18 protein-coding genes are annotated in these 15,130 nt (G+C 65.8%); 3 read left to right on the top strand and 15 right to left on the bottom strand.

Going from position 1 to position 15,130, the window contains the following annotated elements:
* The first annotated feature begins 22 nt into the window (after positions 1–22).
* On the top strand, positions 23–898 hold the full coding sequence (locus VGM61_RS03825) for a LysR family transcriptional regulator (protein WP_414694789.1): 876 nt from the start codon (positions 23–25) through the stop codon (positions 896–898).
* A 56-nt stretch (positions 899–954) separates the two neighbouring features.
* On the opposite strand, the gene ptsP is transcribed toward VGM61_RS03825, so the two are convergent.
* The 12 genes from ptsP to VGM61_RS03765 all read right to left on the bottom strand — a co-directional run bounded on the left by ptsP (position 955) and on the right by VGM61_RS03765 (position 10,841).
* The gene (gene ptsP, locus VGM61_RS03820; protein ID WP_331521397.1) at positions 955–2,691 is read right to left on the bottom strand and encodes a phosphoenolpyruvate--protein phosphotransferase; all 1,737 of its coding nucleotides are present in this window, start codon (positions 2,689–2,691) and stop codon (positions 955–957) included.
* A 2-nt stretch (positions 2,692–2,693) separates the two neighbouring features.
* Positions 2,694–2,963: an HPr family phosphocarrier protein gene (locus tag VGM61_RS03815; RefSeq protein WP_331521396.1), complete on the bottom strand. Its 270-nt coding sequence runs from the start codon at positions 2,961–2,963 to the stop codon at positions 2,694–2,696.
* Positions 2,956–3,357, bottom strand: coding sequence for a PTS fructose IIA subunit family protein (locus tag VGM61_RS03810; RefSeq protein WP_331521395.1), 402 nt, complete (start codon positions 3,355–3,357; stop codon positions 2,956–2,958). The genes VGM61_RS03815 and VGM61_RS03810 overlap by 8 nt, the downstream gene beginning before the upstream one ends.
* Positions 3,354–4,238: an RNase adapter RapZ gene (gene rapZ, locus VGM61_RS03805; protein ID WP_331521394.1), complete on the bottom strand. Its 885-nt coding sequence runs from the start codon at positions 4,236–4,238 to the stop codon at positions 3,354–3,356. Before rapZ ends, VGM61_RS03810 begins: the two co-directional genes overlap by 4 nt.
* A gap of 4 nt (positions 4,239–4,242) precedes the next feature.
* Positions 4,243–5,193, bottom strand: a complete 951-nt coding sequence (gene hprK / locus VGM61_RS03800; protein ID WP_331521393.1) for an HPr(Ser) kinase/phosphatase — start codon at positions 5,191–5,193, stop codon at positions 4,243–4,245.
* A 59-nt stretch (positions 5,194–5,252) separates the two neighbouring features.
* Positions 5,253–5,573 carry a ribosome hibernation-promoting factor, HPF/YfiA family gene (hpf, locus tag VGM61_RS03795; RefSeq protein WP_331521392.1) on the bottom strand — a complete coding sequence of 107 codons (321 nt, stop codon included), beginning with the start codon at positions 5,571–5,573 and terminating at the stop codon, positions 5,253–5,255.
* A 130-nt stretch (positions 5,574–5,703) separates the two neighbouring features.
* Positions 5,704–7,182 carry an RNA polymerase factor sigma-54 gene (locus tag VGM61_RS03790; protein WP_331521391.1) on the bottom strand — a complete coding sequence of 493 codons (1,479 nt, stop codon included), beginning with the start codon at positions 7,180–7,182 and terminating at the stop codon, positions 5,704–5,706.
* Positions 7,183–7,278: 96 nt separating this feature from the next.
* Positions 7,279–7,998, bottom strand: a complete 720-nt coding sequence (gene lptB / locus VGM61_RS03785; RefSeq protein ID WP_331521390.1) for an LPS export ABC transporter ATP-binding protein — start codon at positions 7,996–7,998, stop codon at positions 7,279–7,281.
* Between the two features lie 3 nt (positions 7,999–8,001).
* The gene (lptA, locus tag VGM61_RS03780) at positions 8,002–8,625 is read right to left on the bottom strand and encodes a lipopolysaccharide transport periplasmic protein LptA (RefSeq protein ID WP_331521389.1); all 624 of its coding nucleotides are present in this window, start codon (positions 8,623–8,625) and stop codon (positions 8,002–8,004) included.
* 28 nt (positions 8,626–8,653) lie between these two features.
* The gene (lptC, locus tag VGM61_RS03775; protein ID WP_331521388.1) at positions 8,654–9,256 is read right to left on the bottom strand and encodes an LPS export ABC transporter periplasmic protein LptC; all 603 of its coding nucleotides are present in this window, start codon (positions 9,254–9,256) and stop codon (positions 8,654–8,656) included.
* Positions 9,253–9,801 (bottom strand): KdsC family phosphatase, encoded by a 549-nt coding sequence (locus VGM61_RS03770; protein WP_331521387.1) that lies wholly within the window; start codon positions 9,799–9,801, stop codon positions 9,253–9,255. Before VGM61_RS03770 ends, lptC begins: the two co-directional genes overlap by 4 nt.
* A 29-nt stretch (positions 9,802–9,830) precedes the next feature.
* Positions 9,831–10,841: a KpsF/GutQ family sugar-phosphate isomerase gene (locus VGM61_RS03765; protein WP_331521386.1), complete on the bottom strand. Its 1,011-nt coding sequence runs from the start codon at positions 10,839–10,841 to the stop codon at positions 9,831–9,833.
* Positions 10,842–11,015: 174 nt separating this feature from the next.
* Between VGM61_RS03765 and VGM61_RS03760 the strand changes: the two genes are divergently transcribed.
* Together VGM61_RS03760 and murA are read left to right on the top strand one after the other, a co-directional pair.
* The gene (locus VGM61_RS03760) at positions 11,016–11,258 is read left to right on the top strand and encodes a BolA family protein (protein WP_331521385.1); all 243 of its coding nucleotides are present in this window, start codon (positions 11,016–11,018) and stop codon (positions 11,256–11,258) included.
* A gap of 48 nt (positions 11,259–11,306) precedes the next feature.
* Positions 11,307–12,566, top strand: a complete 1,260-nt coding sequence (gene murA / locus VGM61_RS03755) for a UDP-N-acetylglucosamine 1-carboxyvinyltransferase (protein WP_331521384.1) — start codon at positions 11,307–11,309, stop codon at positions 12,564–12,566.
* 19 nt (positions 12,567–12,585) lie between these two features.
* On the opposite strand, the gene VGM61_RS03750 is transcribed toward murA, so the two are convergent.
* The 3 genes from VGM61_RS03750 to purM are packed head-to-tail and all read right to left on the bottom strand — an operon-like array spanning position 12,586 to position 15,026.
* Positions 12,586–13,284 (bottom strand): DUF3108 domain-containing protein, encoded by a 699-nt coding sequence (locus VGM61_RS03750; protein ID WP_331521383.1) that lies wholly within the window; start codon positions 13,282–13,284, stop codon positions 12,586–12,588.
* A gap of 31 nt (positions 13,285–13,315) precedes the next feature.
* Positions 13,316–13,984 carry a phosphoribosylglycinamide formyltransferase gene (gene purN, locus VGM61_RS03745; protein WP_331521382.1) on the bottom strand — a complete coding sequence of 223 codons (669 nt, stop codon included), beginning with the start codon at positions 13,982–13,984 and terminating at the stop codon, positions 13,316–13,318.
* 4 nt (positions 13,985–13,988) lie between these two features.
* The gene (gene purM / locus VGM61_RS03740; RefSeq protein WP_331521381.1) at positions 13,989–15,026 is read right to left on the bottom strand and encodes a phosphoribosylformylglycinamidine cyclo-ligase; all 1,038 of its coding nucleotides are present in this window, start codon (positions 15,024–15,026) and stop codon (positions 13,989–13,991) included.
* Positions 15,027–15,130 lie beyond the last annotated feature (104 nt).

The following is a 15,130-nucleotide window of genomic DNA, read 5'->3' as shown; positions in this document are numbered from 1 at the left end:
ATAATTTGTACTTATGAGCGGGATGTCGCTTCGCCACATGCAGGTGCTGATCGCCGTGGCAGGCGAAGGCACCGTGTCCGCCGCTGCCGGCCAACTGCACCTGTCACAACCGGCGGTAAGCATGGCGCTGGCGGAGCTTGAGCGGTTACTGGGCGAAGCCGTGTTTGATCGTGTTGCCGGCCGCCTGCACCTGAACGAGCGAGGCCGGGAATTGCTGCCGCGCGCACGGGAAATCGCCGAGCGTTTCGCCGCTTTCGCAGGTTCCGCCGCCACCGGCGAAGCCCTGGCTGGCACGCTTACCCTGGGTACCAGCAACACGGTCGGCAATTACCTTGCCGGCGAACTCCTCGGCGGCTTCGTCGCGGCTCATCCGCGGGTGGCGATCCGCATCGCCGTCGGCAATACCGCGGACATCTCACGCGGCGTGCTGGAGCACCGCTTCGATGCCGGCTTCATCGAAGGGCCGATCGCCGATCCCGCCCTGCAGGTGCATCTCTGGCGCCGTGACGCGTTGGCCGTGTGCGTGCGCCCGGGCCATCCGCTGGCAGCCCGGCGACGCCTGCAACCGGCACACTTCGCCGGTGAGCGATGGGTGCTTCGCGAAAGGGGCTCAGCCACCCGCGCCCAGGCCGAGCGCGTGCTTTCGTCGTTGCCGCCGGCGGCTGGTGTGCTGGAGCTGGACCAGACCGAAGCGATCAAGCAGGTGGTGATCGCCGGCCTGGGTATCGCGTGCCTGCCCCGGGTGGCCATCGGCGATGCGGTAGCCGCCGGCAGGCTGGTGGCGCTGCACACGCCCTTCCTGGACCTGGAAAGGCAGTTGGGCATCGTGCTGCACCAGGGCCGTTATCGTGGCGCGGCCCTGACGGCTTTCCTCGCCGGACTTGGGGTCGGCGGCTAACGCGGGCGGCGCCGCCATGCACGGTACATTGCAACGTGCACGTTGCGCGCGCCCCACTAGTGCCGTTCCAGTGCCTCGCGCAGTTGTTCTTCCACGGCATCACGCGTGTAGCAACGCACCAGGCTAGGCGCCAGCGCGCGCAGCATGCCATGGTCGAGGTTGGCCAGCTTGTCGCGCACGCGCAGCAACTGACTCGGGTGCATGCTGAATTCGCACAGGCCCAACGCCACCAGCATCGGCGCATAGATCGGATCGCCAGCGATCTCGCCACACAGGCTCACCGGCTTGCCGGCCCGCCGGGCCGCTGAGATCACGTGGCCGAGTACGCGCAGCAGCGCAGGGTGAAGCGGATCGTAGAGATCGCCCAGTGCATCATTGTTGCGGTCGGCGGCCAGCACATATTGCGCCAGGTCGTTGGTACCGATGGCAAGGAAATCGGACTTCTCAAGGATGCTGCGTACGCCGATGGCCGCCGCCGGGACTTCGATCATCGCACCGATGTCGATGCGCTCGGGCAATTCGTGCCCCTGCCGGCGGAGGTCTTCACGCGCCTGCCGCACCAAGGCGCGCACGGCGGCCATCTCGCCGGCATGGGTGACCATGGGCACCAGGATGCGCACCGTACCGTAGACACCCGCGCGCAGGATGGCACGCAACTGCGCACTGAAGACATCGGGGTAGCGAAGGGACAGCCTTACCCCGCGCACGCCCAGGGCGGGGTTATCCTCGCCACGGATCACAAGACCGGCGGCATCGGCCTTGTCGGCGCCCAGGTCCAGCGTGCGGATGGTGACCGGTAGGCCGCCCATGCCAAGCAGTACGTCGCGGTAGGCGATGAACTGTTCTTCTTCGCCTGGCAGGCCGCGCTGGCGCAGGAAGAGGAATTCAGAACGGTACAGGCCGATGCCGTCGGCACCGCGGTTGCGTGCCTGGGCAATATCGGACGATTGTTCGGCGTTGGCAAACAGGCGCAGGTGCACGCCGTCGCGGGTTTTCGTCGGCGCATGCGCAAGGCGAGCCAGGCGCCGGCCCTCGTTGGCGGCTTCGCGCTGCCATGTGCGGTAGCGCTGGAGATCCTGCGCGGTGGGATGGACGATCACCTCGCCCTTCTCACCATCGACCAGCACCAGGTCGTCGTCGTTGATAGCCGAGAGCGCGTCGCGCACGCCCACCAGCATCGGCAGGTTGAAGCTGCGCGCCAGGATGGCGCTGTGCGAATACACGCTGCCGGCCGAACCCACCACGCCAAGCAGGCCGTGGCCGGTGTAGTTGGCCATGTCCGCCGGCGCCACGGTGTCGGAGACCAGGATCTCGCCCACGCGCGAGGCGAGCTTGCGCTCCTCGGCACTGGCCTGTTGCTGCAGCGCCGCCATGACGCGGCCGATCACCTGGTCGATGTCCTCGCCCCGGCTTTTGAGGTACGGGTCGTTCATGGCATCGAACACCGCGGCCAGGCGGTCGCGCTGCAGTTTCAGCGCGGCGCCGGCGCGGTAATGACCTACCCGGACCAGTTCATCAAGGCCACGAAGCAGTTCCTGGTCGTCGAGCAGCAGGCTGTGCGCGTCGATGAAATCGCCCACCTCGCGGGCCAGCGCGCCGTGCAGCTTGCCGCGCAACTCGTGCAGTTCCTGGCGCGCGGTGTCCAGCGCCATGTGCAGGTGCTCGATTTCAGCTTCCACCTCTTCGCTGCGCAGCGGCGTGGTATCGACGTGGAAGATGTTCGGTTGAACCAGGCGCGCGCGCCCGAGCGCCATGCCGGGGGCTGCGATGGCACCGGTCAGCTGCCGGCGCACGATCAACCGCCCTCGTCGAACTTGCGGTCGAAAAGCTCGACCACGGCGTTCAGGGCGACTTCTTCATCGGCGCCGTCGGCGCGCACCAGCAACGGGCTTCCCAGTCCCGCGGCCAGCATCATGACGCCCATGATGCTTTGCGCGTTGACCTCACGCCCACGGTGCACCAGCCAGACAGTTGACTTGAAGCCCTGCACCAGCTGGACCAGCTTGGCTGAAGCGCGTGCATGCAGGCCCAGGCGGTTGGATACCACGATTTCGCGCTCAAGCATGGTCGATGAAGATTCCCCCGCGGCCGCCGGCGGCAGCCACTTCGACAAGTTCGGACAAGGTTTTTTCCGGATAGTTGAGTACCCGCAGCAACATCGGCAGGTTCAGGCCCGACACGCAGCGGATGCGCACGCCCAGGTCAGCCAGGGACAGGCCGATATTGCACGGGGTGGCGCCGTAGAGATCGGCCAGCACCAGCACGCCGTGGCCGCTGTCCAGTTCACGCGCATGTTGGGCGGTGAGCGAACGCATGATGTCCGGATCGGCATGGGCGGGTACCTCTACCGCCGCCACGTGCAGGGGCAGCCGCGGCATGACGTGGCGTGCGGCCGAAATCAATGCCTGGCCCACCGCCTCGTGGGTCATCAACAGCACGCCAACGCCGGTGTCGCTCATTCGAGTTCCCGGTGGAAGGTGAGGGCGCTGCCGCGGCGGTTGCGGAAGTGTTCGGCCAGTTTCTCCACCAGGTACACCGAGCGGTGGCGGCCACCGGTACAGCCGATGCAGATGGTGACGTAGCTGCGGTCGTCCTTCTCGAACTGCGGAAGCCAGTTTTCCAGCCAATGCACCGTGTCGTTGAAGTACTGCTCGACCAGCGGTTGTTGCTCAAGGTATTCGCGCACGGGAGCATCCTTGCCTGATAGTGGCCGCAGGCGGGCCTCCCAATGGGGGTTGGGCAGGCAGCGTGCGTCGAAGACGAAATCGGCATCCAGCGGCAAGCCGCGGCGGAAGGCAAAGGATTCGAACATCAAGGTCATGCCATCGCTGGCCGCCGCGTACCCGGTGGCGATCAGGCGGCGCAACTGGTGCACGTTCAGTTCGCTCGAATCGAGCACGCGTTCGGCGATCGCGGAGAGCGGTCGCAGCAGCTTGCGTTCGCGCGCAATTGCATCGGCCAGCGACAGGCCTTCCGACGACAGCGGGTGGCGCCGGCGTGTTTCGGAGTAGCGCTTGATCAATACGTCGTCGCGGCTGTCCAGGAAGATCAGGTGTACTTCCACGCCCGTGGCCGCGATATCGGACAGCACGCTGGGCATGCGCGAAAGATCCGCCTCGCGGTTGCGCACGTCCACACCCACCGCGATATGGGTTTGCGGGCCGTGCTCGCCCTGGCTCACCGCGGCCACCAGCTGGGGGATCAGCGCGGCAGGGAGGTTGTCCACGCAGTAGAACTCGAGGTCTTCCAGCGCGCGCAGGGCGACCGTCTTGCCGCCACCGGACATGCCGGTAAGCACGACCAGGCGAATGGATTTGGGATCGATGATGTTGGGCGTCATGTGTTCACCACGGCGGCAGGCGGCGCATCTGGTGCGCCTGCCGGTCCATGAAGGTCTGTGCCGGATCGATGCCTTTGCTTTTGAGCGCCTGGCTGCGTACGGCGGCCTCGACCAGCACGGAGAGGTTGCGGCCCGGCGCTACCGGGATGGTGATCATCGGCACGTCGACATCCAGGATACTGCGGCGGCCGACGTCGCCGGTGATACGCGTCATGGCGTCGGTGTCCTCGCCCTCGCGCAGCGGCTTCAACTGGATCACCAGGCGCAGGTATTTCGACGGCTTCACCGCGGTGTGCCCAAACATCTCGCGTACGTTCAGCACGCCCAGGCCACGTACCTCCAGCAGATCCTGCAGCAGTTCCGGACAGGCGCCGTCGATGACGTCAGGGGCGATCAGGGTGAACTCGGTGGCGTCGTCCGCCACCAGGCGATGGCCGCGGCTGATGAGTTCAAGTGCAAGCTCGCTCTTGCCGGAGCCTGATTCGCCCGTGATCAGCACGCCGATGGAAAACACTTCCAGGAATACGCCGTGCAAGGTGACACGCGGGGCCAGGGTACGGGCGAGGTGGTATTGCAGGTAGGTCAGCAGTTCATGCCCGCGCTTGGAGCTGAGCCAGAGCGGGGTATCGGTTTCCTCGGCCATCTCGCGCAGATCCGCCGGGACGGGTTGTTCCTTGGTGACGATGAGCGCTGCCGGGCGGTAAGCGGCGATCTTCTGGATGGCTTCCCAGCGTTGGCGCGAATCGCGCCCATCGAGGTAGTTGAGTTCCTCGGTGCCGATGATCTGCACCTTGTTGGGGTAGATCACATTGAGGTAGCCCACCAGCGACGGGCGACGGGTGACCGATTGCCCATGTTCGAGCACGCGCCCTTCACCGCGCAGGCCGGCGATCCAGCGCAAGCCCATGCGCTCGTGGGTGCTATCGAACAGTTGTCGGGCGGTCAGCCGGTCCAAGCGTGGGGTGTCCCCGGGTAAGCAGGCCTCATTGTGCCATGCACCCGGGGTGCCCGGGGTCAGACGTGGTTCATTTCCCGCGCTTCGCGCTGGTGGTGGTCGCTTTGCTTTTCCTTGTGCTTGCGCAACTGTGCGACGAGCTTTTCGGCCATGGTGTCGATCGAGGCGTACATGTCCTGCTCTACGGCTTCGGCGTGCAGGCGGTTGCCGGACACCAGGAGGGTGCCTTCGGCCTTCTTTTCCGCGTCGTCGACGCAGAGGACCACATTGAGGCCCGTAATGTTTTCGTAAAGGCGTTCCAGGCGGTCGAGCTTGGATTCGACATGGGTACGCAGGGCATCGGTGATGTCGATATGGTGGCCGCTAAGCTGAAGTTGCATGGTGTCTCGCCTCCTGTTGCTGCGGGTCCGGCCGGATTCTGGCGGCCGGTGAACGGCGGTGCCGCTATCTTCAAACACTTCTCTTATAAGGATTGGGACGGCTGGACTGGGCTCAAGTTCCCTTGGGTGATTAACCGGCGCGCACGCGGTCCGATGAACTGGGAATCCGCATGCCTTCGCGGTATTTGGCCACCGTACGGCGTGCGACCTGAATGCCGCGTCGATGCAGGTCTTCGGCCAGCGCCTGGTCGGAAAGCGGCTTGCGAGGGTCTTCGCCTGCGATGAGCTTGCGCAACATGGCCTGGATCGCGGTGGCCGAGGCGCTGCCGCCGTCTTCCGTGGCGACACCGGATGAAAAAAAATGCTTAAGTTCGAAGGTGCCGCGCGGCGTGTGCAGGTACTTGCGGGTGGTGACGCGCGAGATGGTGGATTCGTGCATGCCCACTTCCTCGGCCACTTCGCGCAGCACCAGGGGGTGCATGGCCTCCGGGCCGTAATCGAGGAAGGCGCTTTGCCGCCGAACGATGACCTCGGCGACCTTCTGCAGCGTTTCGGCGCGAGACTGCAGGCTCTTGAGCAGCCAGCGCGCTTCCTGCAGCTGGCCCTTCATCCAGCTGGCGTCCTCGCCGCGGGCGCGGGCGATCAGGTTGCAGTAGTGCTGGTTCAGTCCCAGGCGCGGTTGGCAGTCGGGATTGAGCGACACCAGCCAGCGGCCGTTCTCGCGCCTTGCATAGGCGTCAGGCGCGACGTACTCGACCGGCGTGGCGTCCAGCGCGGCACCGGGCCGCGGGTCGAGCGAGCGGATCAGTCCCAGTGCCCCGGCGACGTCCGCTTCGTCGCAGCGAAGTTTGCGCGCGAGCTTGCCCGAATCGTTGCGGGCGACCAGTTCCAGCTCAAATTCCACGATGCGCAGGGCGACGTCGCGGAAGGCGGTATCCGGGGCGAACTGGCGCAGTTGCATCGACAGACAGTCGCGCAGGTCCAGGCTCGCAACGCCCGTAGGGTCGAAATGTTGCAGGCGTTTGCGCACGGCTTCGATTTCGGCCGCATCGGCATGGAAGTCGGTGGGCAGGGCGGCGGCGACCGCATCGATGCCCTCGTGCAGGTAGCCGTCTTCGTCCAGTGCGTGGATGATCGCCGTAGCGATGGCGTGGTCGCGCGGGGTGAATTGCGAGAGGTTCAGCTGCCAGGACAGGTGTTCGGTAAGGCTTGGTGCCGAGGCATTCTGCGGTTCGAAGCCGTCGTCCTCGTCGCCCTGGTTGTTACGGCTGCCGCCGGAGGAATAGTCTCCCGCCTCGCCATGGCGGGGCTCCGATTCCCAGTCGCCATGGGTATCGTCCACGTCAGGCGGCGACTCCACCGTTTCCTTCTCGGCGCTCGCCTTCGGGGCGACATCGATGAAGCGGTCGGATTCGAACTCCTCGTCAGCTTCGCCCGCTTCAGCCGGCTCGGCATCTTCCTCGAATTCAAGCAGCGGATTTCCCTCGGCGATCTGCCGAAGTTCAGCCTCGAGCTCCAGCTGCGACAGCTGGAGCAGGCGGATGGCCTGTTGCAACTGGGGCGTCAGCGTGAGCTGTTGGTTGAGGCGAAACTGGAGTCCGGGTTTCATGCCTGCCATGGTCGCCTAGTTCCCTGCCATCCTAGCGCGTCGGCATAGGGCCGGCCAGCAGGCCCTTTGGCCAGATGACCGGATTCGGCACGGGCGCTACAGGCGGAATTCACGGCCCAGGTACACCTCGCGGACCTTCTCGTCGGCGAGGATGTGTGCCGGGGTGCCACGGGATAACACCTCGCCGTCGTTCATGATGTAGGCGCGGTCACAAATGCCCAGGGTTTCACGCACATTGTGATCGGTGATCAGCACGCCGATGCCGCGGTCCTTCAGGTGCCTGACGATGCGCTGGATCTCGCCGACGGAAATCGGGTCGACGCCGGCGAAGGGCTCGTCCAGCAGCATGTAGCGAGGTTTGGCGGCCAGCGCGCGGGCGATCTCCACGCGGCGACGTTCGCCACCGGACAGGCTGATGCCCTTCTGGTCGGCGATGTGGCCGATCTTGAGTTCGTCGAGCAGGCCTTCGAGCTCCTGCATCTGCTGCTTCTGGTTGAGGTTTTCACGCAGCTCCAGCACGGCCAGGATGTTGTCCGTGACCGAAAGGCGGCGGAACACCGAGGCTTCCTGGGGTAGGTAGCCGATGCCCAGCTTCGCCCGCGAATGCATCGGCAGGGCAGTGATGTCCTGTTTGTCGAGTTTGATCGTGCCGGCGTCGGCCTCGATCAGCCCGACCACCATGTAGAAACACGTGGTTTTGCCTGCGCCGTTGGGGCCGAGCAGACCCACCACTTCGCCTTCGCGGATGGAAAACGCGAAATCACGCACGACCTGGCGCGCGCGGAAACTCTTTTGCAGGCCCTGGGCTGAAAGCATCGGTCAGGGCTTGGCGGCAGTGGCGGCGGCCGCTGGTACGGTAGCGGGCTTGGCAGTCGGAGCGACAGCGAGCTTGCCTGCCGCCGGCGCCTTCGGGGCGGCCTTCGGCGTTGGCGTGCAGTTGGGCACTGACTGCGGGCGCGGCGGCGCAGGCTGGCCGGGCGCGGCGGCCTTCGGCTTGGGCAGGAACTGCATGGTCACCAGGTTGGTGTCGCCGCTTTGGCCGGTCATGTTGCTGGTGTCGGTGTGGTAAACGAGTTTGTCGCCGTTGGATTCGCCGCGGCCCTGCTGCTTCACCCAGGCGTTGGTGGTGAGGGTGACCACGTTCTGTTCCACCACGTAATCGATGTTCAGGGCATGGCCGTCGACGTTGTTGCAGTTGTCGTCGATCTCATGGAAGGTGGCGGGCTTGCCGTCGACGACGGCACGCAGCACCTGGTTGTCGGCGTCCAGGTAGATGTGCGCGATGTCGCCGGTGACCTTCAAGGTGCCCTGGGTCATCACCACTTTGCCCTTGTAGACCACCAGGCCGTTGGTACCCTGGGTGGCATCGACCGACACGCCCTGGGCGTTGATCGGTTCATTGCGGTCGCTTTGCCTGGCGCTGGCGCCGAAGGCCGTGAGCATGCTTGACAGTCCGAGTGCCAGGAGCAGCCTAGGGCGTGCGCTTTTTTGGCATGAACGAGCTGTGGACGTCATCGAGGAGCTCCAGGTGCTTGGAATCGAGGTTGGCCCGCATGCCAACGCCCTTCATTGTAGATGTTCCCTGCACGATCGTGGCGGGGGCGTCGGTGGCCAGGCGATTCTCCTTGGGCCAGGAAGTGACCTCGGAGGTATCCATCTGGGTGGCCGCCGTGGTGCCGAAAGCGTTCCGGTGCATGTGAACCTCGCCCTGGAGCTTGAGGATATCGCCGCCGGAGTCCACCCAGCCGTACTGGGAATGGCCTGTCCAGTCGGGCGTGCCCGCTTCCTTGGGAGGCATGCGGAAGTCCGGGGAAATCAGGTACAGGGCGTCATCGCCCTCGCGGCGGTCGAGTCGGGGCGCATGCAGGCGGAAGCTGAAGGCGCCTTGCTCGTTCCAGGAATCGAGGATGAAGTTGTGCAGCACATAGCCTGAGCGGGGTGGGCCGACGAAGTCGGACACCTTGGCCCGGGGCTGGATGTACCACGACACCAGGGTCGCGGTAAGCGCCGCCACGGTCAGTGCAACGACGGCAACCGGGACTTTCCGGTCGCGCAGGTACAGGCGCAGGTTCAAAGCCAGTGTTCCAGTTCACTGTCGGCCTTGCCCTGGGCAGCCAGGATCAGGTCGCAGGCTTCGCGGGCGGCGCCGTGGCCGCCGGCGCGGCGCGTGACATAGTGCGCGTGCTCGGCCACCGTCGGGTGTGCATCGGCCACCGCCACGGCCAGGCCCACCATGCGCATCGGGGCAAGGTCGGGCAGGTCGTCGCCGATGAAGGCCGCCTCTTCGGGCGTGAGCCCAAGGGCGTCGAGGATTTCCAGCACGCAGGCCCGTTTGTCCTGCTGGCCCTGGTAGAGGTGTTCGATGCCCAGTTCCTCCGCACGCAGGGTAACCGGGTGGCTGATCCGCGCGGTGACGATCGCCACCTGCACCCCGTTTTCGTGCAGGCGCTTCAGGCCCAGGCCATCGTGCACGTGGAAAACCTTGGTCTCAAGACCATCCTCGCCCACGAACAGGCCGCCGTCGGTGAGGGTGCCGTCCACGTCGAAGACGGCCAGCCGGATACGGGCGGCACGGGCGCGGATGGCGGCGTCCAGGTCACTGAAGTGGCGGTAGGGCATGGTGGGGCCGGGCGGAGGCGGGAGGCGAATCAGACCACGCGGGCCCGGAGCAGATCATGAATGTTGAGCGCGCCGACGACCTTGTGGGATTCATCGATCACCAGCAAGGCGTGGATCTGGTGTTTCTCCATCAGCTGGGCCGCCTCTATCGCGAGTCGGTCGGCGCCGATGGTCTTCGGGCCGCGCGTCATCAGCTCGGCCACCGTGGCATTGCGCAGGTCCACCGCGTGGTCGTCCAGGGCGCGGCGCAGGTCGCCGTCGGTGAACACGCCCAGCAGGTGGCCGGCATCGTCGACCACGGCTGTCATGCCAAGCTGCTTGTGGGTCATTTCCATCAGCGCCTGGGTGACCGAGGCGCCCGGCGGCACGCGGGGGATGGCGTCTTCCTTGTGCATGATGTCGGCGATATGCAGCAGCAGCCGGCGGCCAAGGCTCCCGGCCGGGTGTGAACGGGCGAAATCATCGGAGGTGAACCCACGGGCCTCGAGCAGGGCCACGGCCAGCGCATCGCCCACCACCAGTGCCGCCGTGGTGCTGGCGGTGGGTGCCAGCCCCAGCGGGCAGGCCTCCACCGGAATGCTCACGTCGAGGTTGAGGTCCGCTTCCCGGCCCAGCGACGACCGCACGTTACCGGTCATGGCGATCAGCGGGATGCCCTGGCGTTTCAACACCGGCAGGATAAAGAGCAGTTCGTCGGTCTCGCCGGAGTACGAGATGGCGATGACGATATCCTGCGGCTGGATCATGCCCAGGTCGCCGTGGCTGGCTTCGCCCGGGTGGACGAAGAACGCCGGCGTCCCGGTGGATGCCAGGGTAGCTGCGATCTTCCGGGCAATATGCCCGGACTTGCCCATGCCTGAGCACACCACGCGGCCTTCGCACTTCAGGATCAGCTGGCAGGCGGCGACGAAGTCGGCATCGATCCGCGGCTCGAGCAGCCTGATGGCCTCGGCCTCGATGCCGATCACGCGCCGGGCACTGGTAACCAGGGCGGCGGGGTCCACGGCAGCGGGGGCGGGCGGGGCGATGCGTGCGTTCATGCGGGCCTATGCTTGGGATGCTGTCGTTTCTGCGCCACAGATTTTCCATTACCATGGCCGCTTGTCATTCTATCCTCTTTGTCATCGCCGGGTTGCGGACCCCTTGGGACGCCCCGCATCCGGGCCCATCCGGGCCTGGAAACGCGATAGACCACCCCATTGCTCAAGGAATTTATGGACGCGGCCACCATCGGGGCTCTGATCGAACAAGGCTTGCCCGGCGCCCGGGCGAACGTGCGGGGCGACGACGGCGTCCACTTCGAGGCCGAGGTGGTGGCCAGCCAGTTCGCAGGCAAGCTGCCACTGGCGCGTCATCGGCTGGTGTACGCCACACTTGGCGACCTCATGGGCGGGGCCATCCATGCCCTTGCGCTGAAAACCCTTACCCCGGATGAAAGCGCCGCGCGCGGTCCGTAACCCGAGCCCGCGCCACCCTTCGTTCACGTTTCCCCCTTCGAGTCCACCATGGCCAAGATCCTCATCACCGGCGGCGAGCCGCTCAACGGCGAAGTCGCCATTTCCGGCGCCAAGAACGCCGTCCTGCCGATCCTTGCTTCCTGCCTGCTGGCCGACGAGCCGGTAAGCATCGGCAACGTGCCGCACCTGCACGACGTCACCACGTTCATTGAACTGCTTGGCCAGATGGGCACCCGCCTGGTGCTGGACGACCGCATGAAGATGCACGTCGATCCGCGTTCGACCAACAGCACCTGCGCGCCCTACGACCTGGTCAAGACGATGCGCGCGTCGATCCTGGTGCTCGGTCCCCTGGTGGCCCGTTTCGGCCATGCCGAAGTGTCGTTGCCCGGCGGCTGCGCGATCGGTTCACGCCCGGTGGACCAGCACATCCGCGGCCTGCAGGCGCTGGGCGCCGAGGTCGTGGTGGAAGGGGGCTTCATCCGTGCCACCGCCAAGCGCCTGAAGGGCGCGCGGGTGGTGATGGACATGGTTACCGTTACCGGTACCGAGAACATCATGATGGCCGCGACGCTGGCCGATGGCACCACGATCATCGATAACGCGGCGATGGAACCGGAGGTCGTCGACCTGGCCAACTGCCTGATCGCCATGGGCGCGGATATCGAAGGTGCGGGCACGCCCACCATGACCATCCACGGCGTGGAGCGTCTGCACGGTTGCCATTACGAAGTGCTGCCCGACCGCATCGAAACCGGCACCTTCCTGGTCGGCGCCGCGATCACCGGCGGCAAGGTGCGTTGCCGCAACGCCCGCGCCGATACGCTGGATTCGGTCCTTTCCAAGCTGGAGGAAGCCGGCGCGCATATCAGCACCGGCGACGACTGGATCGAGCTGGACATGCGTGGCCGCAAGCCGAAGGCGGTGAACATCACCACCGCGCCGTACCCGGCGTTCCCGACCGACATGCAGGCCCAGTTCACCGCGCTCAACTGCGTGGCCGAGGGTGTGGGCGTGATCACCGAAACGGTGTTCGAGAACCGCTTCATGCATGCGCAGGAGCTGCAGCGCCTGGGCGCCGATATTCGCCTGGAAGGCAATACGGCCATCATCAAGGGCGTGGGCAAGATGAGCGGCGCGCCGATCATGGCCACCGACCTTCGCGCCAGCGCCTGCCTGGTGCTGGCGGGCCTGGTGGCCGAGGGCGATACCACGGTCGACCGCGTGTACCACATCGATCGCGGCTACGAGAACATCGAGGAAAAACTCGGCGTGCTCGGCGCGAAGATCCGCCGCCTGCCGAACTGAAATTCCGCCGTGCGCAGGTTTACTGCGCGCGGTAGGACACCAGCATCAGGGTGAGATCCTGGTCGCCCTGGGTCATCTTCACCGGCACGGCGTATTTCGACGGTGCATACCAGGCAGTAAGGCCGCGGTCGGCGTCGGTGCGGGTCATCTTCACGGTGTCGAAGCTGCCGGCGGGTACCTGCACTTTTTCCTTGCCCGTCACCTTGTACTGCTGGTTCTCGACGCTCGACTTCACCGCCACCGGCAGGGTGACCTGCTGCTTGCCCGCCTGCAGGGCAAGCCCCAGGGCGAGGCTTGCCAGGTTCCTTTCCACCATGCCCGGCACGGCGGCGAAGGTGTAGTTCTTCTTGCCGTCATCGACCGTGGCCTGCTTGCTGGCCCAGTCCACTTTCAGGTGGCGTTCCTTGGTTTTGATCGACGCGTCCAGGCGATAGTCGTAGCTCACCGATTCAGGTGTGCCGCCGGTCCAGCGGAACGTGGATACTTCGCTGGTATTGGCAGCCACCATCGCAGCGAGGCCGGCTGTGCCCTTCGATGCCGTGCTGAAGGCGAACTGGCCGTTCCCGGCGGGTTTCAGCACGACGGTTGCTTCGCCCAGCGGTGATCCGCCCTGGAGCACCTGGTACTGCGCGGTAAAGGCGTGCGGAGTGGCGGCGCTGGCGGCCTGGACAGCGAATCCGGCGACTAGGGCGGCGGCGATCAGGGTCGTTTTGGTCATGGGGCGAAAGTCTACCTGCGGCGCCTGAACCTTAGGTGGCGTCGAGCAGGCTTCCGGTGTCGTCCAACGTCAAGGGCGTGTGGATGATGCGTCCATCGAAGGTGGGTTCCCCCTCGTTCCAGTGGATACGGCCGGATGCGATGGCGCTTACCACGGCGGGCAGCAGGCGGTGCTCGTGTACCAAAAGGCGCGCTGCCAGGGTGGCTTCGGTGTCGTCCGGGCCAATGCTGATGCGAGCCTGTGCCAGAACCGGACCGCCGTCGAGTTCGGCGGTGACAAAATGCACGCTCGCACCATGCTCGGCGTCGCCTGCGGCCAGCGCCTGGGCATGGGTGTGAAGTCCGCGGTAGAGCGGCAGCAGGGAAGGGTGAACGTTCACCGCGCGTCCGGCCCAGGGCACCAGCACCGATGGATGGATGATGCGCATGTAACCGGCCAGCACCAGGAGGTCCGCACCACTGGCAGCGAGGGCATCGAACAGTGCACGGTCGAACGATGAACGATCGGCGTATTCGGCGGGCCGCAGCGCCAATGTGGGCACGCCGGCCTCAGCGGCCAGGCTAAGCGCGGCGCAGTTGGGTTTGTCGCTGGCTACCAGGACGAACCTGCCGTCGATGCGTCCATCGACGCAGGCGCCGAGCAGGGCCGCAAGGTTGCTGCCGCGCCCGGACGCCAGCGCGGCAATGCGCAGCGCGGGCATGGTGTCAGGCGATCCGGACGCGCTCGTCGCCGCTGGCACGGACGACCTCGCCGATCGGCCAGCTGGCGAGGCCGTGGGTGGCAAGGATCCGGGTGGCGTCGGCCACGGCCTCACGCGGCAACAACACGGTGAAACCGATGCCGCAGTTGAACGTGCGCCACATTTCCGTCTGCGCCACGTTGCCTTCGCGCTTGAGCCAGTCGAACACCGGAGGCAAGGTCCATGTGCTCGATTCCAGCGCCACGCCCAGGCCATCGGGCACGACGCGGATGATGTTTTCGGTGAGGCCGCCGCCGGTGATATGTGCCATGCCGTGCACCGGTGTATCGCGGTGCAGCTGGAGCATGGCCTTGACGTAAATAGTGGTCGGCGCCATCAGCGCGTCGCCCAGCGTGGTGTCACCGACCTTGTCGCCCAGTGGGCTGCCGGCGCGGGCAAGGATGCGACGGATCAGCGAGTAACCGTTCGAATGCGGGCCCGACGACGCTACGCCCAGCACGACGTCGCCAGCAACGATGGCGCTGCCGTCGACCATGCGCGATTTCTCCACCGCGCCCACGGTGAAACCGGCCAGATCGTATTCCCCGGGCGGGTACATGTCGGGCATCTCGGCGGTCTCGCCGCCGATCAGCGCGCAACCGGCCAGTTCGCAACCCCGGGCGATGCCGCCGACCACGGCCACGGTGGTTTCGACGTCCAGCTTGCCGGTGGCGAAGTAGTCAAGGAAGAACAGCGGCTCAGCGCCCTGCACCAGCACGTCGTTGACGCACATGCCCACCAGGTCGATGCCGATGGTGTCGTGGCGGTTCAGTTCCTGGGCCAGTTTGAGCTTCGTGCCCACGCCGTCGGTGCCGGAAACCAGCACGGGTTCTGCATATTTCCCCGACAGGTCGAACAGTCCGCCGAAGCCGCCCAGCCCGCCCATCACCTCGGGGCGGAAGGTTTTCTTCACCAGCGGTTTGATTCGCTCCACGACGGCGTTGCCCGCGTCGATGTCCACGCCGGCGGCACGATAGGTGAGCGATTCGTTCTCGGAGGACATGGGGCGGGTCTTGGCGGCTTGGAAACGGTCGATTGTACCCGCAAAGCAGGCCCCTCATTAGACGAATGGAGCCCCATTGGGCACACTTGCCTTCCTCGAAGGCT

It is taken from the genome of Pinirhizobacter sp. (genome assembly GCF_036499745.1).
Taxonomy (GTDB): domain Bacteria; phylum Pseudomonadota; class Gammaproteobacteria; order Xanthomonadales; family Rhodanobacteraceae; genus Pinirhizobacter.
Note: the sequence above shows the minus strand (reverse complement) of the source record. Positions and strands in the feature narration are given on the sequence as shown.

Bases quoted from the DNA above. Each gene is read 5' to 3' on its own strand.
- VGM61_RS03815 (WP_331521396.1), bottom strand. From the start codon at position 2,963: ATGCTTGAGCGCGAAATCGTGGTATCCAACCGCCTGGGCCTGCATGCA.
- lptA (WP_331521389.1), bottom strand. From the start codon at position 8,625: ATGCTCACGGCCTTCGGCGCCAGCGCCAGGCAAAGCGACCGCAATGAA.
- VGM61_RS03810 (WP_331521395.1), bottom strand. From the start codon at position 3,357: ATGAGCGACACCGGCGTTGGCGTGCTGTTGATGACCCACGAGGCGGTG.
- purM (WP_331521381.1), bottom strand. From the start codon at position 15,026: ATGTCCTCCGAGAACGAATCGCTCACCTATCGTGCCGCCGGCGTGGAC.
- purN (WP_331521382.1), bottom strand. From the start codon at position 13,984: ATGCCCGCGCTGCGCATTGCCGCGCTGGCGTCCGGGCGCGGCAGCAAC.
- VGM61_RS03770 (WP_331521387.1), bottom strand. From the start codon at position 9,801: ATGCCCTACCGCCACTTCAGTGACCTGGACGCCGCCATCCGCGCCCGT.
- rapZ (WP_331521394.1), bottom strand. From the start codon at position 4,238: ATGACGCCCAACATCATCGATCCCAAATCCATTCGCCTGGTCGTGCTT.
- VGM61_RS03750 (WP_331521383.1), bottom strand. From the start codon at position 13,284: ATGACCAAAACGACCCTGATCGCCGCCGCCCTAGTCGCCGGATTCGCT.
- VGM61_RS03765 (WP_331521386.1), bottom strand. From the start codon at position 10,841: ATGAACGCACGCATCGCCCCGCCCGCCCCCGCTGCCGTGGACCCCGCC.
- hpf (WP_331521392.1), bottom strand. From the start codon at position 5,573: ATGCAACTTCAGCTTAGCGGCCACCATATCGACATCACCGATGCCCTG.
- VGM61_RS03760 (WP_331521385.1), top strand. From the start codon at position 11,016: ATGGACGCGGCCACCATCGGGGCTCTGATCGAACAAGGCTTGCCCGGC.
- lptB (WP_331521390.1), bottom strand. From the start codon at position 7,998: ATGCTTTCAGCCCAGGGCCTGCAAAAGAGTTTCCGCGCGCGCCAGGTC.
- murA (WP_331521384.1), top strand. From the start codon at position 11,307: ATGGCCAAGATCCTCATCACCGGCGGCGAGCCGCTCAACGGCGAAGTC.
- VGM61_RS03825 (WP_414694789.1), top strand. From the start codon at position 23: ATGTCGCTTCGCCACATGCAGGTGCTGATCGCCGTGGCAGGCGAAGGC.
- VGM61_RS03790 (WP_331521391.1), bottom strand. From the start codon at position 7,182: ATGAAACCCGGACTCCAGTTTCGCCTCAACCAACAGCTCACGCTGACG.